General features: G+C 39.9%; 21 protein-coding genes. 15 read left to right on the plus strand and 6 right to left on the minus strand.

Annotated elements, in window-relative coordinates; all coding sequences use genetic code 11:
- Positions 1-26 precede the first annotated feature (26 nt).
- Positions 27-488 (minus strand): YkyB family protein, encoded by a 462-nt coding sequence (locus tag MHB41_RS06725; RefSeq protein WP_008356877.1) that lies wholly within the window; start codon positions 486-488, stop codon positions 27-29.
- Positions 489-983: 495 nt separating this feature from the next.
- Here MHB41_RS06725 and MHB41_RS06730 point away from each other — a divergent pair, with 495 nt between their 5' ends.
- A complete protein-coding gene (locus MHB41_RS06730) occupies positions 984-1,160 on the plus strand; it encodes a hypothetical protein (protein WP_169737552.1) in 177 nt (58 codons plus the stop codon).
- A 126-nt stretch (positions 1,161-1,286) separates the two neighbouring features.
- On the opposite strand, the gene MHB41_RS06735 is transcribed toward MHB41_RS06730, so the two are convergent.
- The gene (locus tag MHB41_RS06735) at positions 1,287-2,204 is read right to left on the minus strand and encodes an AraC family transcriptional regulator (protein WP_340898812.1); all 918 of its coding nucleotides are present in this window, start codon (positions 2,202-2,204) and stop codon (positions 1,287-1,289) included.
- A 113-nt stretch (positions 2,205-2,317) separates the two neighbouring features.
- On the opposite strand from MHB41_RS06735, the gene MHB41_RS06740 reads away from it, so the two are divergent.
- Positions 2,318-3,229, plus strand: a complete 912-nt coding sequence (locus tag MHB41_RS06740; protein ID WP_340898810.1) for an EamA family transporter — start codon at positions 2,318-2,320, stop codon at positions 3,227-3,229.
- 136 nt (positions 3,230-3,365) lie between these two features.
- On the opposite strand, the gene MHB41_RS06745 is transcribed toward MHB41_RS06740, so the two are convergent.
- From MHB41_RS06745 to MHB41_RS06760, 4 genes are all read right to left on the minus strand, one after another.
- Positions 3,366-3,581, minus strand: coding sequence for a hypothetical protein (locus tag MHB41_RS06745; protein ID WP_024424712.1), 216 nt, complete (start codon positions 3,579-3,581; stop codon positions 3,366-3,368).
- Between the two features lie 259 nt (positions 3,582-3,840).
- Positions 3,841-5,118, minus strand: coding sequence for an MFS transporter (locus MHB41_RS06750; protein WP_034281582.1), 1,278 nt, complete (start codon positions 5,116-5,118; stop codon positions 3,841-3,843).
- 73 nt (positions 5,119-5,191) lie between these two features.
- Positions 5,192-5,689, minus strand: coding sequence for a L,D-transpeptidase family protein (locus MHB41_RS06755; protein WP_081124328.1), 498 nt, complete (start codon positions 5,687-5,689; stop codon positions 5,192-5,194).
- A 156-nt stretch (positions 5,690-5,845) separates the two neighbouring features.
- Positions 5,846-6,703, minus strand: a complete 858-nt coding sequence (locus MHB41_RS06760; RefSeq protein WP_024424715.1) for a metallophosphoesterase — start codon at positions 6,701-6,703, stop codon at positions 5,846-5,848.
- Positions 6,704-6,841: 138 nt separating this feature from the next.
- Here MHB41_RS06760 and fadH point away from each other — a divergent pair, with 138 nt between their 5' ends.
- The 13 genes from fadH to MHB41_RS06825 all read left to right on the plus strand — a co-directional run bounded on the left by fadH (position 6,842) and on the right by MHB41_RS06825 (position 17,177).
- Positions 6,842-7,606: a 2,4-dienoyl-CoA reductase gene (fadH, locus tag MHB41_RS06765; RefSeq protein WP_024426862.1), complete on the plus strand. Its 765-nt coding sequence runs from the start codon at positions 6,842-6,844 to the stop codon at positions 7,604-7,606.
- Positions 7,607-7,670: 64 nt separating this feature from the next.
- The gene (locus MHB41_RS06770; RefSeq protein ID WP_024426863.1) at positions 7,671-8,891 is read left to right on the plus strand and encodes an EAL-associated domain-containing protein; all 1,221 of its coding nucleotides are present in this window, start codon (positions 7,671-7,673) and stop codon (positions 8,889-8,891) included.
- Positions 8,892-9,293: 402 nt separating this feature from the next.
- On the plus strand, positions 9,294-10,190 hold the full coding sequence (locus MHB41_RS06775; RefSeq protein WP_024424718.1) for a manganese catalase family protein: 897 nt from the start codon (positions 9,294-9,296) through the stop codon (positions 10,188-10,190).
- 183 nt (positions 10,191-10,373) lie between these two features.
- A complete protein-coding gene (locus MHB41_RS06780) occupies positions 10,374-10,616 on the plus strand; it encodes a DUF1797 family protein (protein WP_003212254.1) in 243 nt (80 codons plus the stop codon).
- Positions 10,617-10,762: 146 nt separating this feature from the next.
- On the plus strand, positions 10,763-11,278 hold the full coding sequence (locus MHB41_RS06785) for a ribonuclease H-like YkuK family protein (protein WP_024424719.1): 516 nt from the start codon (positions 10,763-10,765) through the stop codon (positions 11,276-11,278).
- 149 nt (positions 11,279-11,427) lie between these two features.
- Positions 11,428-11,619: an antirepressor AbbA gene (gene abbA / locus MHB41_RS06790; protein WP_003210802.1), complete on the plus strand. Its 192-nt coding sequence runs from the start codon at positions 11,428-11,430 to the stop codon at positions 11,617-11,619.
- A gap of 146 nt (positions 11,620-11,765) precedes the next feature.
- Positions 11,766-12,209: a cyclic-di-AMP-binding protein CbpB gene (gene cbpB / locus MHB41_RS06795; RefSeq protein ID WP_024424720.1), complete on the plus strand. Its 444-nt coding sequence runs from the start codon at positions 11,766-11,768 to the stop codon at positions 12,207-12,209.
- A gap of 96 nt (positions 12,210-12,305) precedes the next feature.
- The gene (locus MHB41_RS06800) at positions 12,306-13,187 is read left to right on the plus strand and encodes a LysR family transcriptional regulator (protein WP_024424721.1); all 882 of its coding nucleotides are present in this window, start codon (positions 12,306-12,308) and stop codon (positions 13,185-13,187) included.
- Positions 13,188-13,310: 123 nt separating this feature from the next.
- Entirely contained in the window at positions 13,311-13,787 is a 477-nt protein-coding gene (locus MHB41_RS06805) for a flavodoxin (RefSeq protein ID WP_340898801.1), read from the plus strand.
- Positions 13,777-14,670: an exo-alpha-sialidase gene (locus MHB41_RS06810; RefSeq protein WP_340898799.1), complete on the plus strand. Its 894-nt coding sequence runs from the start codon at positions 13,777-13,779 to the stop codon at positions 14,668-14,670. Before MHB41_RS06805 ends, MHB41_RS06810 begins: the two co-directional genes overlap by 11 nt.
- Positions 14,671-14,686: 16 nt before the next feature.
- Entirely contained in the window at positions 14,687-15,145 is a 459-nt protein-coding gene (locus MHB41_RS06815; protein ID WP_340898797.1) for a flavodoxin, read from the plus strand.
- A gap of 109 nt (positions 15,146-15,254) precedes the next feature.
- Positions 15,255-15,965 carry a 2,3,4,5-tetrahydropyridine-2,6-dicarboxylate N-acetyltransferase gene (gene dapD / locus MHB41_RS06820; protein WP_008347987.1) on the plus strand — a complete coding sequence of 237 codons (711 nt, stop codon included), beginning with the start codon at positions 15,255-15,257 and terminating at the stop codon, positions 15,963-15,965.
- Positions 15,966-16,046: 81 nt separating this feature from the next.
- Complete coding sequence (locus MHB41_RS06825; RefSeq protein WP_340898795.1) at positions 16,047-17,177, plus strand: N-acetyldiaminopimelate deacetylase; 1,131 nt, start codon at positions 16,047-16,049, stop codon at positions 17,175-17,177.
- Positions 17,178-17,226 lie beyond the last annotated feature (49 nt).

Raw genomic sequence — 17,226 nt, forward strand, 5'->3', positions numbered from 1 at the left:
CACTCGGTATGAGTGGTTTTTTTTGTTTAAAAATAACTTTCCCCGAGTCGTTTGAAGACGGGCTTTGTGTAATGTGATTTTTGTTTTGTGGCGGCAGGTTTTTCTTTTAAACCGACATACGTTTGAAGTATTTGCTTTGCTCGGTTTAATGACATATTCGCTTTCGGATTGCGATATGATTGATTTAAATTTCCTAAGTGTGGCAAAAATTCGAAGTCTTCTTTCGTTGGTGGCAGGTGAAAATAATAATCTCCAATTTCAATCAGCACGTCGGACTGTTGTTGACTATACTTGGGATTGTTAGAGAAATGTAGGCCCACTTTTCTTCCTTTACCTTCTTGCAATAGTTTTTGCAGCGCGCGTTTTTTCAAAAGGTAAAGAAACTTGGGGTTTGGTGCGGTTTTAGCATGGCGGTTAACAGTATAAATGGCTTTTGCGATGTTTTCTGCTGTAGGTTCTATGTCTTTAGTATGAGCATAATCGTCCATTTTTTCTCTCCTTTGTCTTTCGTCTTCCTGTGCTTAGTATAAATTATACGTTTTTATTAGTAAATTGCAAATAGAGTTATTGTAAAAAGAAAACCTTTGGTATAAAGGGATTAGGGAGGATTAAAAATTTTTGTGTGTTTGAATCCTTCTCAACTTCCCCAAAATTTATAAATCCGCCTCTTCAACAAATTCAACTGATTCTATTTCTGTTGATTATATAGTAAGTATATAAGTTATGAATCATTTGAGGGTTATTTTTTAGAAGGTCTGCACTATTCTTTTGCTTATCAGTATAGTCGCATGAGTATGTCGTAAACTGTGAACGGTAAATTTTTAGATTAGATTGACAGCATAAAGGAGATGTCAGAGGAACAGTCTCGAAAAGCGTTAAAACAAGTAAAGCTTTTGTCCATAAATGGATAGGGGCTTTAACTGGATAAAATTGGTTATTCGGTTAGTTAAAACGTGATATGATTGTAAAAAGGAGGTAATATCATGACATTCAAAAAAGCGTTCAATATAGGTTATTTTGTTTTGCTTTTATCTTTTATTGTCGTATATTTCTTGCTCCCAGTCGATCAATTATTTACAGCAATTATGATCCTAACCGTATTATTTGGAGTATATCAATTTGTGATTTTCAAGAAACTAAAAGAACAAAAACAGCAATAAAAAATGCCCTAGTCTGCATTCGTCGAGGGCATTGAAATTTAAGCCATTCTCATTGCTTGTATTTTCAATAGTTATTTATGATGGGTTTAAACACCTTCTTCATTTTAGCAAACATACTATCTGTCATCAGTTTTCTTCTACCCGTTTAATCTGAAGAGAATCAGTCTGTTTTAATTTTCTATATGCTAAAGGTGTCGTATTTTTTATTCTTTTAAACAAATTGATAAAATAGCTTGTGCTGTTGAAACCTACTTGGTAGGCGATTTCTGTGATATTGAGATCCGGTTCTTGGAGCAGGATGAGGCTTTGCTGAATTCTATATTCATTTACATAATGCATAGGTGATTTCTTTAAAATGTCTTTGAAGGATCTGCAGCATTCTGAGCGGCTAAGCTGTCCTGCACGAGCAATATCTTGGAGAAGGATCTTTTCATGATAGTGCTGATGAATCCAATTCAGCATGTGTTTCATCCGTTCATTTTTATCGTGTTTACGCGCATCATGTTTCATTTGGAAGCCATTTTGTAATAAGCTTTTCCAAATGGTGATGAGCTGAATATTGAGTTCAAGTTCATAATAGACTGGAGTTTCATCAATTAATTGTTGAATGGTTTGAATACATTGATAAATCTGCTTTGGCCAGTGATCTTTTCGGTTGAGTAAAATATAAGGTGTCTGGCTCGCATGCATATAAGGATGGACAAAAGTGGTGAATAATTCATTCGCTGTGATGAAATAGGGAGAGACATTTAAACAAACATAAGTACATGCCGTCCCATTCGCATCTTTTGCCATGTGCAGGCAGCCACTATTGATGAAAATGCCATCTCCTTGCTTTACATATAATGTCTCTTCATTGATATGAAATTCAGTCTCACCCTCTAAAATAAAGACAAATTGAAACTCGTCATGCCAGTGAAGAGGAATATAGCCGCTTCTATGATGACGAATTTTCGTATGATAAAGAGCAATAGGCCATGCTGTCGTGGAATGCTCCGTTAATTCTTTCAGGTTGTAGTCAATCAGAAAATGATGGTTGTGCATGATTCTCCTCAATATTCTTTTATTTTTATGTTCAATTCATATATCAATATGTAACAAATTGAACTACTATCAACTATATTATCATGATTTGTTGAGAATTGAGGAGAATGAAAATGAATAGGAGAAAGGGCATTTTACTTGTACTCATAGGCGCCATCTGCTGGGGTGTAGGAGGAACGATTTCACAAAAATTGTTTCAGCAATATGGGATTGATGTCGATTGGCTTGTGACGGTCCGGCTGCTCATCTCAGGGGGATTGCTTTTATTTGTTCATGTGATGACAAAAGAAAAAACACATCTGATGGGTGTGTGGCAAAAGAAGAGGACAGCGATGCAAATCCTTCTATTTGGGCTAATGGGGATGCTGTCTGTTCAATATACGTATATGGCATCCATTCAACATGGAAATGCTGCTGTGGCAACGCTGCTGCAGTATACTGCCCCTGTTATGATTATCGTGTATTTGGTCATTCGCAGGCAATCAACCTTCACTAGAAGAGATCTGGTCACAGTGGTATTGGCTTTAGCGGGTATGTTTTTCTTATTGACGAATGGTTCTATTTCAACATTAACCGTTCCATTTGCGGCAGTGATTTGGGGAATATTATCGGCTGTGGCGCTCTCGTTTTATACGTTATATCCAATTAGCCTGTTAAAACAATTCGACTCTCTAGTGATTGTCGGCTGGGCAATGCTGATAGGAGGAGGCGCCCTTAGCTTGATCCATCCCCCATGGAAGGTTAATCTCACTCATTTACCTTTTGAAGCGTATGTCTATTTATTATTTGTGGTCATATTTGGAACGATGATCGCTTTTTGGTTTTACATAGAAAGTTTGCAATACTTATCACCAAAAGAGTCGAGCTTAATTGGAAGTGTTGAGCCCCTTGCAGCAGTCGTTACGACTGTTTTCTGGTTAAAAGAGCCATTCGGACTTTTCCAATGGATAGGGACAGCTTGTATTGTCTATATGATTTTATTCTTGGCATTGTATCAGCCGAAAAATGAGGGGGAGGGGTGTTGAACAATAGAAGGAATGATAAGAAGAATTGACTGAATGAAATATAAATAAAGTGAACTATTAGTTCATGATAACTACCTATTTATTAAAATGGGTAGTTTCTCAAATGATATTTTTTTATATGATGTAAGCAGATGAATTATTTTGTATGAATAGAATAAGCGCAATAGAAACAACCATTAAAGTCAGTTTCATTCGTCATTTGTTTGGCTTCACCCATGGCGCTTTCCCCATTCATATGCATGCCAATCAATGTACGGCTTGCAGCATCACCTAAAAATGCACAATCTTCTGTATGTACAACAAACTGTCCCTGTTCATTCTTTGTATGAATAAAATAGTAACTTTTTAGCATTTCCTTCACCTCCAACCTGACTATCCTACTATAAAACGTTTAATGATGTAAAGGAATTTTATTGTGAAAAACAAGAAAAAATGGATCAACAAAACAAAACGAGAGGTGCTAAATGGATGGAGGCGTTAGTAAAGCGAGGTATATGTGATTTATTTATGCATGCTTCAAACAGATTCTATGGGCAGAGGAAATGACATGAAGGATGTTTCAGCCATGCAAAAAGGACTTTCCTGAAAAGAAAGTCCTTTTTGCTATTTACTTATTGAACTCCCTGACCCTTTAGTTCACGCTGCACATCTAAGTCGGCAGCTTCTCTGCTGAACTTTGGCAGTGTAATGAAGTAAAAAAGGAAGACGAGTAAAATAATAAAGCCCATTCCGTAATAAATATAAGAAACATTTGTAATGAGTTTTGGAAACAATACAGCAATCAGACCTAATGTCATTGATTGAGCAAACATAGTAAGCGGATCAACCCATCCTGACACACGGCCCATCAGGCGAGGGTGGACGATTCTAGGCAGCCAGCCGCCAATGACAATGTTGACTGGGCCAATGCATGTACCAATGACAAATGATGTGACATAAAACAACCATAATGTATGGGTAGAACCAAGGACAAAAATCAAAATACCTGCGACCAGAATTGGAATCGACATGAGATATTGCATCTTTACCTTCTTAGCGAGGACAGAGCCCATTAAGCTTCCAACGAGCAGACCTGCACCAATCGCAATGGTAAAGAAGGATGTATGCAGTTCAAAATGGTCCGGTGAAAGTCCATATTTCATTGTAAACATCGGAAGAACGGCAAATGCGCCATTGACTAGACCGAAAACAAAAAAGCCAAAAATTAAAGAAGCCAATAATTTATTTTTTAAAATATACAGAATGCCTTCTTTAAAATCTTTCAGAGACGTTTTGATGGTCATGCCTCTCCAGCCAGCTTGTCCATTTGGCTGGCGCGCTTCAATTGGAATGTTACATGAACGAATCAGGATGCCTGAAATAATAAAGCTAACTAAATCAATTGTAATGGCACCGTGAAGTCCAATCGTTTTATACATAATGGCACCAATACCAACACCAAATACCATAAATAAACTAAACAGCATTTGATTTAAGCCAGCGGCTTTTGCATATTGATCTTTATTTAAAATGGCCTGAACGAGAGAAGCTTCAGCTGGATAGAAGAATTTCGTAATGGCACTTCGAATAAACAAGATCAAGAAAATAAGTGGCAGTGAATTAAAATAAATAACGATGAATAATACAATCGTCAGCCCAGCTCGTATCCAATCACAATTCTCTGCGACTTTTTTACGATCAAAACGGTCTGCGACTACACCGACCATAAAAAAGACAAAGACGGTAGGAAGAGAATACATGAGCTCAGCCAATGTGGCGTATGCGGGCTGATGACTAAAATGGTCGAGCAAATAAAAGGCAAACGCCATATTGCCTACTGTTGTCCCCATTTGCGAAGCAAGTGCTGCAAAAAAGAGACGAACAAAATTTCTGTTTTTAAAAATATCCATAAATACGCTCCTTAACCTGAAGATCCCACTTTATATCATATAAAATTTTAACCATTCGTACAATTGATTTCATCTACTGGCTAATGGTCACAGGTGTTCCGTTTGGAACGAGTGAAGCAAGCTCGATGACATTCTGATTATACATGCGGATGCATCCTCTAGAAACAGCTTTACCAATTGAAGACGGGTTATTCGTACCGTGAATGCCGTAATGAATTTTTGAGAGGCTCAGCCAATAAGCGCCAAAGGGACCTCCTGGGTTTGGCTGTCTGTTGACAATATAATAAGAACCTGTCGGTGTCATATTTAAAATTTTCCCTGTTGCAATCGGATACGAACGAATAAGCTGTGATCCAGAAAACAAAACGAGACGTTTCGTTGAAATCGAAACAAAAATGCGGTAAGGGATCGTATTAGGATCCGGCAAACCAGGAATGATAATGACCTCATTTTGTTCGGGCTCGCGAGCTTGAAGTGACGGATTTGCAGCCTTTAAGGCATTTGTTGTAGTTCGAAAATCAAGTGCTATAGAAGCAAGGGTTTCTCCACTTTTCACCGTGTATCGAAGCACCAAAGCACACTCCTTTTACTCAAATAAAAGAAGCCATGATGCCGTCGCTTGACATACTATATGGACGGAATCAGGCCCCGTAAGGTTTCTCCTAACATTTGTCATGAGAAAGATCTTTGATTATACATATGCAGGAGAGGGCGGTTTGGCTTCTATTTATACGCGAGATGTCAAGGTAAAAAAGGTTAACTCGGGTTTGGCTAAAAACCGAAGCGGCAGCCGCGTTGTTCCAAGTCCACGGTTGACATAGATGCGGTGCTGATCACTGCCGTATAAACCTTCTACATATGTACGGCCGTAAGGTGCTGTGAGAATCGGTCCATAGAAAGGCAGCTGCACTTGACCGCCATGCGTATGCCCGGAAAGCTGCAAGTTAATAGGTGTGGTTTTCAGCTCTAAGGCGGCATCAGGCTCATGGACGAGCAGTAATGTAAATAAATCAGTTGATACTTCCCGTTTGATCAAATCGTAATCAGGCACGCTCATCATGAGATCATCCAGTGAAGCAATCTGAATATGCGCATGATCTTTTTCTAATAGAAACACATCATTTTTACATAAAGTAAATCCACAAGCCTCCATTGTTTTCTCATAAAGCTCCACGCCAAATGGTCCGTAGTCATGATTTCCGTAGATGGCAAGCTTACCGAACGGAGCATGAAGCTTATTCAAATAAGCCTTCGCTTTTTCATGCTCTTCAGAGGATGCTTGAAAATCAACGAGATCACCTGTGAACACAATGAGATCTGGAGATGCAGCATTGATTTTCTGGACGATGGCTTCTAGATTCTTCGCAGCGAATGTATCACTCAAATGAACGTCACTAAATTGGGCTATTTTAAACTGATCAAATGAAGCTGGAAGCTGAGCATCTTGAATGGTCAGTGACACGGTATCGATCATGCGCGGCTCAATGTACCTGGCATATCCATATCCACAACTTGTAGCCAAAAAACCGAGAATACTCGCACCAGCTGCTCCTTTTAAAAATTGTCTGCGGGAAAGCTGCTTCATATAAGACTCCTTTATAAATAAAATTAAGTATAGCATCATATTTGGATAATCTCCCATATGGTGCACCGAGGGTCAATCATGATATGATAGACAATAATGAATGAATAGTCATTCAAATGACACAGAGGGGGAGAACAAATGACGAAACAAACAGTGATTGTCACAGGGGGATCAAGCGGTATGGGGAAGGCGATGGCTGCTCATTTGGCAGCTGAAGGCTGGAATGTCGTGATTACTGGTAGAACGGAAGAGACGCTGGAAAAAACGGCAAAAGAAATGAAGCAGAAGGGCGGATCGGTTGCTTATTTCCAAATGGATGTACGAAACCCAGAGGATGCTGACCAAATGGTCAAGTTTGCAGTGGATACATTTGGTGATGTCGATGCCCTCATTAACAACGCAGCAGGAAATTTTTTAGTGCCAGCAGAAAAACTGTCTCCTAACGGCTGGAAGGCTGTCATTGATATTGTGTTAAATGGTACATTTTTTTGCAGCCATGCAGTGGGGAATTACTGGATTCGTCAAAAGAAAAGGGGAAGTATGATTAACATGGTGGCCACCTATGCATGGGGTGCTGGTGTAGGCGTGGCGCATTCGGCGGCAGCAAAGGCCGGTGTGTTGTCTCTCACTCGAACGCTTGCTGTGGAATGGGGGAAGCAATATCGAATTCGCGTCAATGCGATCGCACCAGGTCCAATTGAGAGAACAGGCGGAGCAGATAAACTATGGGAATCTGAAGAGGCAGCGCAAAGAACATTAGATAGTGTTCCTCTTGGCAGACTGGGCACACCTGAGGAAATTGCAGCGCTTGCGAGCTTTTTATTGTCTGAGCATGCGTCTTATATAAATGGAGATTGTATCACGATGGATGGGGGACAATGGCTCAACCAATCACCATTTTGATTGACGATGTAAGACCTGCTTTTGATGTGGTATAATCACACAAAGAGAGAAGCAGGTGATGAAAATGGTCGATCCATTGGATATTTTAACGAATATTGAAGATGTTTTCCCGCACTATCAAGCAATATTCAGTGCGGAAGAGCAAAAAGTGATAGGCTATGAGATTCTAGGAAGAATGAAGCTTGAGTCAGAAACGGTCAGCCTAGGCTCCTTCTTTACGGATTCATCTATTCCTGACGAATATAAATTGGAAGTAGATCACAAAGTATTGACTCAAGCACTTGATCTCTTCACAACTGCAGATGACGATTTGCTCATTTTTATTAATCATGATGCCAATATCCTCATGCTGGATCATGGAGAAAGCTTTTTAGAACTTTTAAAGGAATATGAAGCACGGGGCATTCAGCTTAACCGGTTTGTTATTGAGTTTGCAGAGCATACGTTTAGCGGCGACATTGAACAGCTATACCATACGTTAACGTATTATCGTACATATGGGATTAAAATCGCCGTCTCAAATATAGGAAAAGAAAGCAGTAATCTTGACCGGATTGCCTTGCTTTCACCCGATTTATTAAAAATAGATTTACAGGCATTAAAGGCATCGGCTCCATCTCCTTCCTATGAATATGTCTTGTACAGCATTTCATTGCTTGCAAGAAAAATAGGAGCAGCCTTAATTTATGAGGATATTGAAGCAAATTTCCAGCTGCAGTATGCTTGGAGAAATGGCGGGAGATATTTTCAAGGGTTCTATCTTCATGAGCCTGCAGGAGAATTAATCGACCGAAGCCACCGAAAAGATCAGCTTAGAGAAGAATTCCAGCAATTTATTGCTCATGAGAAAAAGAAGCTGCAAGCGGTCTACGAACATTCTGAAACATTCTATAAACGAATTCATCAAGCTGTTACGACTTTAAAGAAATCGTGCAGTACAAATGATGAGCTCATTCAAAAGCTGGCACTCGAACTAACAGATTGCAGCTTCCGGATTTATATGTGTAATGAAGAAGGCTTTCAAATCACTGGAAATGTGTTCAAAAAAGAAGAAGAATGGCTGTTTCAGCCGGAGTATATCGAAAAAAACTGGAGCTGGCGTCCTTATTTCCTAGCAAATATTCTTCAAATGAGAATTAGCGGAAAAGGATTTTTCAGCGATATTTACAGTGATTTAGAAACCGGTGAGAGGATACGTACGTTTTCTTATCCTTTAGAGGGAGATATGTATTTGTTTATAGACCTTCCGTATGCTTATTTATATGAGCAAGATGGATTAATTTGAAGATGCGGCGTGAAGGCAAACCCTCTCATTCGTTGTCAGTCCTATGTGCTAGTGCTCATGAATGTATAATTCGCTCCGCTCCTCCGGTACTCGACCTTCCTAGACTTCAAAAGTTTTCTATCACACTGAAATGTAAACAAAAGGCAGCCTTGCAGGCTGCTTTTTTTGATAGAAAAAAGAAATAAAAAATGGTTGACAATGAAACTGATAATCATTATCATTTAGTTATAGAGAGAAGCTACTCTCTGTTCCCCAACCCCTCTATCAGATCAAGATCCAAAAAACTTGGCGCTACCCCCGCCAAGTTTTTTTTGTGCTTCAATCTTTCCCTTCATGCATAGGACAGCCCAAACCTTCCATACATCTTAAGTGATGATAGTTAGACGGTAGGAGGGAAACATCATGATCAAACGTGACACGCGGCTGCTCATTGATTTGCCAAGGCCAGATCACCCAGATGCAAATGGTGCCGCTGCTGTGCAAGAATTACTCGGCGGAAAATTCGGTGAAATGTCCACATTAAATAATTACATGTTTCAATCCTTTAACTTTAGAGGAAAACGAAAACTTAAACCGTTTTATGACCTCGTATCCAGTATTACGGCTGAAGAATTCGGTCATGTTGAGCTTGTAACCACAGCCATCAATCTCATGATTACAGGAACCACCCATGGCGGGGACCCAGATACGACGCCGATGAAGGCAGCTGTCGATAAGCGAAATACACAGCATTTTATTCAAACAGCCCAAACAGGCTATCCGTTTGATTCAATGGCAAAACCTTGGACCGGAGAGAATGTGTTCTCAAGCGGCAACCTCATTCTTGATCTTCTCCATAATTTCTTTCTTGAATGCGGAGCACGTACGCACAAAATGCGCGTATATGAAATGACGGACCATCCTACAGCAAGAGAGATGATCGGTTATTTACTTGTCAGGGGCGGCGTGCATATTGTGGCATATGCAAAGGCACTTGAAGTCGCTACAGGAGTAGATGTGGGGAAGATGCTGCCAATCCCAAACCTCGACAACAAATACTTTGACTCAGCGAGAAAATTTGAAGATCAGAATGTTCATACAAAGCTGTATACATTTAGTGATACGGATTACAAGGATATTAATAAAATTTGGAAAGGCAGCCATCCGATTGATGGAAAGCCGCTGACAGTCATTGAGGGCACCCCGCAAGGTGCACCTGTGCCAGATTATAGAGAATTACCGGAAGAGTTTGCTCCAGGCATTTCAAAAGAGGATTTTGATGAAATTGCGAAACGGCTGATGAGATCTGCTGGGTTATAAAATCAGGGTGCATGAGATGAGAAAAAAGACTCAAACTAAAAAAACAGATTCTTTTTCTTTTTTTGAATTCAAGAGGAAAAATATCATCTGAGAACACTTTATGGTATGATGCTTTGTAGGACTTGTGTATAATCAATACGGGTTCATCTTGAGTTGTTTTTTTGAAAGGAGTCTTTTTTTAGAATGTCACAATTAATGGGTATCATTACAAGGCTGCAAAGTCTTCAAGAGACAGCAGAAGCTGCAAACGAGCCGGCACAGCGTTATTTCGAAGTGAACGGTGAGAAAATCTGTAGTGTTAAGTATTTCGAAAAGAATCAAACGTTTGAATTGACTGTTTTTCAACAAGGGGATAAGCCAAATACTTTCCCATTTGACAACATTGATATGATTTCGATTGAGATTTTTGAGCTTCTACAATCCTAAGCTGAATCGTATGAAATGTTTTTTCTGAGGATTCCTTCGTTTATTGCGGCAGCATACATGGATCATCATAGATGATATGTACAAATGGAAGATGATCAATCAGCGCATTTTTCGGATAAGAGACCATTAAAAAGGAGTTCCTTTCTGTGAGTGATTCTTTTTTCTACAATCTTTCTGAAGATCATTTAGCGTTTTCTGATGTCGTCATGAGAATGAAAGACTTTATTCGAAAAGACCCTAGATCCGCCTATGTGTTATCAATTGGTACGGACTCTCAGGTCAATCAAAATGTCACAACATTTATGACTGCAATTCATCTCCACCGGATTGGCAAAGGAGCATGGGGCTGTCTCACACAACAAGTGATCAAGAGGCCTGTGCAAAGTCTTAGAGAAAAAATTTCATTAGAGACAGCGTTTAGCCAAAAGGTATGTGCAGACATCCTTGAGGGGCCTTTAACAGAACTGATGGATTTGCTTCTTCCGTTTGCTGAGGAAGGGGCAGACCTTCGTTTTGAAGCCCATCTGGATATTGGCAAAAAAGGAAGTACGAAAGAGCTGATTCAGGAAATGACCGGAATGATCACAGCTATGGGAATTGAAGCAAAAATAAAACCCGACTCATATGCAGCATTTTGCTATGCCAATCGATACACAAAATAAATTCCGTCATTTTTCTCCAAACCTTGTCGAAACGTGCGGTTGACGATTCGATTCTAGTTCCTTATTCTAGCTGTATAGAGAGGAAGCAGACATTCAAAAGCCTGCTAATCAATATAAAAGCATATATGAAACAGGGGGCCTGATGTTGAATGAGCGTCATCGAAAATCGTTTTAATGAAGAAGAGAAAAAGCTATTATTAAACGTATTGCTGAATCAGGAATATGCTGTCGAATTACTAAGCAGTGAGATCAATGATATAGAATGTGGAACAAAAAATGTCGACGACAATACGTATAAGCAATTGATCACATTGTATGACAGAGTAAGGTTTGAGAATTAATATTGGTTTAACATTCTATTAGATACTCGGGGGCTGAGTATCTTTTTTATGCAGAAAAAATCTTTCGACAAAATTCGTTTTAGTTTATGCTTAATCGTAATGGGGAATGTATGATTGATGATTGAGAGAAAAGGGGTCGAAGAAACATGATAGAGATAGAACCGACTCAATTGCTTGAGTCCACAGTAGCCGAGCATATGATTGATGCAGATAAAGTCGCACATGTTCAAATTGGAAATAACCTTGAGCATGCCCTATTGGTTCTAACAAAAACAGGATATACAGCTATACCGGTATTAGACGCTTCTTATCATTTACACGGGTTAATTGGAACAAATATGATTATGGATAAAATCTTCGGTTTAGAACGAATCGAATTCGAGAAGCTCGATCAGTTGAAGGTTGAAGAAGTCATGCTGAAGGATATTCCGAGACTTAAAACAACAGATCCTGTACTAAAAGGCGTTCACGCTGTGACGAATAATGGATTTGTTTGTGTAGAAAATGAGGAGCAGGTCTTTGAAGGCATTTTTACTCGACGAGTTGTATTAAAGCGCTTAAATGAGGTCATTCATTCCGCAAAAAAATGAGCTGCAGCCCAGCTTATTTTTTTTGCCTTCATAAGTTAAAATTTATATAATGAACATATAAAATAAGAAAAACTTATAGAGAGAAAGGGGACGCCCATGCAGCTTCAGGAGTTACATATGCTTGTTGTGCTAAGTGAAGAATTGAATATGAGAAAGGCTTCAGAGCGGCTCTTTGTCTCTCAGCCTGCATTATCTCAAAGATTGCAGACGATCGAAAAGGAATGGGGAACCAAAATCTTTTTTCGTTCACAAAAGGGGCTGACTGTGACCTCGGCAGGTGAACAGATTATTCAATTTGCAAAAGAGGTGACAGTTGAACAGGATCGAGTGAGAGAGCGAATTGATGAACTTGAGGGTGATATTCACGGTACACTCAAGCTTGCGGTGGCGTCGATTATTGGACAGCACTGGCTGCCAAAGGTGTTAAAACGGTATGTTGAAAAATATCCAAATGCCAAAGTATCACTCGTTACTGGCTGGAGCAGTGAAATGCTCAAAAGCTTGTATGAAGATCACGTGCACATAGGAATCATTCGCGGTAACCCTGATTGGAAGGGGACAAAGGAATACTTGATGACAGATCATTTATATTTAGTCGATTCCGTGATCAAGGACGTAGATGAATTAATCAAGACAGAGCGGCCATTTATCCAATTTAAAAGCGACAGCACGTATTATCAGGAAATCCAGCACTGGTGGCACCAAAAGTTTAAAGTGTCTCCAAAGCAGACGATTTTAGTAGACCAAATTGAAACATGTAAACAAATGGCCTACCACGGCATCGGTTACGCCATTTTGCCTTCTGTTACCTTATATGACCACGAAAAAAGTGTTTATAAAACACCGCTTGTTGATGTGAACGGAGAGCAAATTGGCCGTGACACATGGCTGCTAGGCTATGAAGCGTCTTTTCAGTTAAAACAGGTACAAGCATTTGTCGGTGTGGTTAAAGAAATGCTTGAGAATGATGCCGTGTAAGTACCTTCTTGGAATAGGGAGGTACTTTTTTTTATGAAATCATTTGACAATGAAAATCATTATCATTTAAAGTGTACATATAATAATTGAAAATGATTATCATTTAGATGAGGTGACCGATAGATGAAAGCACTAATTACATTTGCGAGTATGTCTGGAAATACGGAAGATATGGCAGCAATCTTAAAGCAAACACTTGAAGGAAAAAGGATCGATACAGAAATGATGGAATTTGATGATACGAATGCAGAAGACCTTTCCTCATACGATTACGTATTCATTGGTTCTTATACATGGGGTGATGGAGATTTGCCTTATGAAGCAGAGGATTTTTATGAAGAGGTCTCTACTCTTGAACTTAGCCACATCAAAGCAGCTGTCTTTGGATCGGGTGATTACAGCTATCCGAAGTTTTGCGAGGCTGTCCATACATTCCATGACATGCTGAAATCAACGGGTGCATCTGTTTTTCCTGAAACATTAAAAATGGAGCTTGCACCGGATACAGATGAAGATGTGGCGTGCTGTCAGGAATTTGCTGCGAGCTTTTTAACGTGGGCTGCTTTATCTGAGAAACGAGTTGAAAATCATGTTTCATAAAGGAGCAACAGCCGTTGCAGCATCTAAAAGCGGTGGATACTTTGTTGCTGTAAAACGTGAAGGTATTTTTCACTATAGTGTGGAGAGCGGATGGCAGCAGCTGTTTAAGCTCAAGCATAAAATCCATGCGATCAGCTATATTGGCCCTTATTTATTCGGTGTTGGTGAAAATGGCACAGTAATTAGATCAGGAGATGAAGGCAACACATGGGCGTTATCTTCATTTCCAACAAATGCAGTTGTTTGGTCTATTACAGGACGCAAAGATGGATTTGTGTGTGCGCATGGAAAACATAGTATCTATGTGTCAAATGATTTCGGAATTTCCTGGGAAATTATGAAGCCATTTGCTAATGTGAATCATCCGCCGGTCATTCGTTCTTTATGTGCTGCAGGTGACCATCTTTATATTGGAACACAGATTCATGAGGTTCACGGAGGAATATGGGTGTATGACTTGCAAAGAGAACAGATTTTTCTTCTAAACAGAGAGGAGCACCGCATGACAGCTTCTATGCTGCTCTGTCATGAACATCTTCTTGTTTGTGCGTTAGGTTCAAAAAAAGGCAAAAAAGGATCTGTTCAAATTTTAGATTTACATACAAATATTCTGCATGATATTCAATCACAGGCCTTTGCTAGAGAAGAATCATTTTTGGATGTGTCAGAGGATAATGGCATTGTGTATGTGACCACCTCACAAGACGAACACGGATTTTCTAAAGTGTATCAGCTTGATATTGAGCAAAAAGAGCTCAAATGGTTTGATACGATCAAAGGACATGGTTTTCGTGTAGCCAATCAAAACGAAAACTTTTTCTGTGCGGGTTTATATGAAAGTAAGTTTGTCAGGCCATATGAGGAGCCTGCATTGATTCATTGATAAGGAGGAAGAAAAAGTGACAGAAAAAGTTTTATTGGTATATGCCACGATGTCTGGAAATACAGAAGCGATGGCAGATTTAATTGAAAAAGGTATAACGGAAGCAGGAGCCAGCGTGGACCGGCATGAAGCGATGGATATTGATGCCGAGCTGCTCAATGATTACTCGCACATTATGTTAGGGGCGTATACATGGGGAGATGGCGATCTTCCAGATGATTTTATTGATTTATATGAGGAAATGGATGACCTTGATTTAACGGGTAAAGCATTTGCAGTATTTGGTTCTGGCGATACATCTTACGAACATTTTTGCGGAGCTGTCGACCTAATTGAAGAAAAAGTGAAGGAGCTTGGCGGTGACATTGTCCTGCCTTCAGTTAAGATTGAGCTGAATCCAGAAGGGGAGGAAGAAGACGAATTAATTTCTTTTGGCAGACAATTTGTTCAGCTTCACCAGCAAGAAGCGGGATAATCGGTCCCGCTTGTTTTATTTTCCATTGCGGAGATGACTCTAACACTTGTCATTAAAACACTCCTTTGGTACAGTAATGAAGTATAAATTAAGAGGAGGACATACATACATGAAACAAATGGACGCTAATGAAATTATTTCATTTATTCAAAATAGTACAAAATCAACACCTGTCAAAGTCTATATCAAAGGAGACTTAGAAGGTATTGAGTTTGGTGAACATGCAAAAACATTCATCACAGGAAACACTGGAGTTGTTTTCGGTGAGTGGAGCGAAATTCAAGAAGCGCTAGCATCTAACAAAGATAAAATTGAAGATGTTGTCGTGGAAAATGACCGCCGCAACTCTGCAATTCCGATGTTAGATTTGAAAAACATTAAAGCCCGTATTGAGCCAGGGGCAATCATTCGTGACCAAGTTGAAATCGGTGATAATGCAGTCATTATGATGGGTGCTTCTATTAATATCGGTTCTGTGATTGGCGAAGGTACGATGATTGACATGAACGTGGTGCTTGGCGGCCGTGCGACAGTAGGTAAGAACTGTCATATCGGTGCTGGATCTGTTCTTGCAGGTGTCATTGAGCCGCCGTCTGCTAAACCAGTTGTTGTAGAAGATGACGTTGTCATCGGTGCGAACGCTGTTGTTCTAGAAGGCGTGACAATTGGTAAAGGTGCAGTAGTAGCTGCTGGTGCGATCGTTGTAAACGATGTAGAGCCTTACACAGTTGTAGCAGGTACACCTGCTAAGAAAATCAAAGACATTGATGAGAAAACAAAAGGTAAGACTGAAATCAAACAAGAACTGCGTCAGCTTTAATTATATAATTCGCAGCTGAAGACAAAGACGTGGATGAGATATCCACGTCTTATTCGTATAGAAGAAAGGAAGTGAGTTCACTTGTTAAATCGTGAGCAATTAATATCCATTCGAAGAGATTTACACCAAATCCCTGAGCTTGGTTTCCAAGAATTTAAAACTCAAGCGTATCTCATTCAGCACCTTAGCACCTATTCAAAAGATCGAGTTGAGATTGAAACGTGGCGAACTGGGCTTTTTGTGAAAGTGAAGGGAACAAATCCAACGCGCGTATTTGCTTATCGTGCAGATATGGACGGTCTGTCTATTCCTGAGGAAACAGAGTATCCATTTGAATCTGTGCATGAAGGAAAGATGCATGCATGTGGACATGACCTTCATATGACCATTGCACTTGGTATCATTGATCATTTCGTTCATGAACCGATCAAAGAAGACGTATTATTTATCTTCCAGCCGGCAGAAGAAGGGCCAGGCGGAGCTGAACCGATGCTTGCAAGTGATGTATTGAAAAAATGGACACCAGACTTTATTACAGCGCTGCATATCGCACCTGAATATCCTGTTGGAACAATTGCTACGAAGCCTGGTTTGTTATTTGCCAATACGAGTGAGCTTGTGATTGAGCTTGAAGGAAAAGGCGGACACGCTGCATATCCTCATTTAGCAAATGATATGGTTGTTGCTGCAAGTGCACTTGTAGGTCAGCTGCAATCGGTCATTTCGCGTAATGTCGATCCCCTTGATAGTGCGGTCATTACAGTCGGTACAATTACCGGTGGAACGGCTCAAAATATTATTGCGCAGCATGCAAAGCTTGACGGTACCATTCGCACACTATCCCCAGAGTCTATGGACAAGGTGAGAAAGCGAATTGAAGCATTGGCAAAAGGCGTTGAAATTGGCTACGAATGCAAGGCAACCGTTCAATACCCTTCCTCTTATTACGAAGTGGACAATTCAAAGGATTTGACAGAGGAATTTATGTCATATGTAGCCGAAGAAGGGCTAGCAAATGTGATTGAATGCAGAGAAGCCATGACAGGAGAAGATTTTGGCTACATGCTGAAAAAATATCCCGGCTTCATGTTTTGGTTAGGGGTCGATTCAGAATACGGCCTGCACCATGCAAAGCTCCAGCCTGATGAAAACGCGATTGAAACAGCTGTGAATGTCATGACGGCTTATTTTAAAAAGCAAGCTGGGGAATGAATAATCGAGCTGCCTCCTGTACACCTTATGAACAGGAGGTGTTCTTGAT

The organism is Bacillus sp. FSL H7-0578, from assembly GCF_038630855.1.
Lineage (GTDB): Bacteria > Bacillota > Bacilli > Bacillales > Bacillaceae > Bacillus > Bacillus safensis.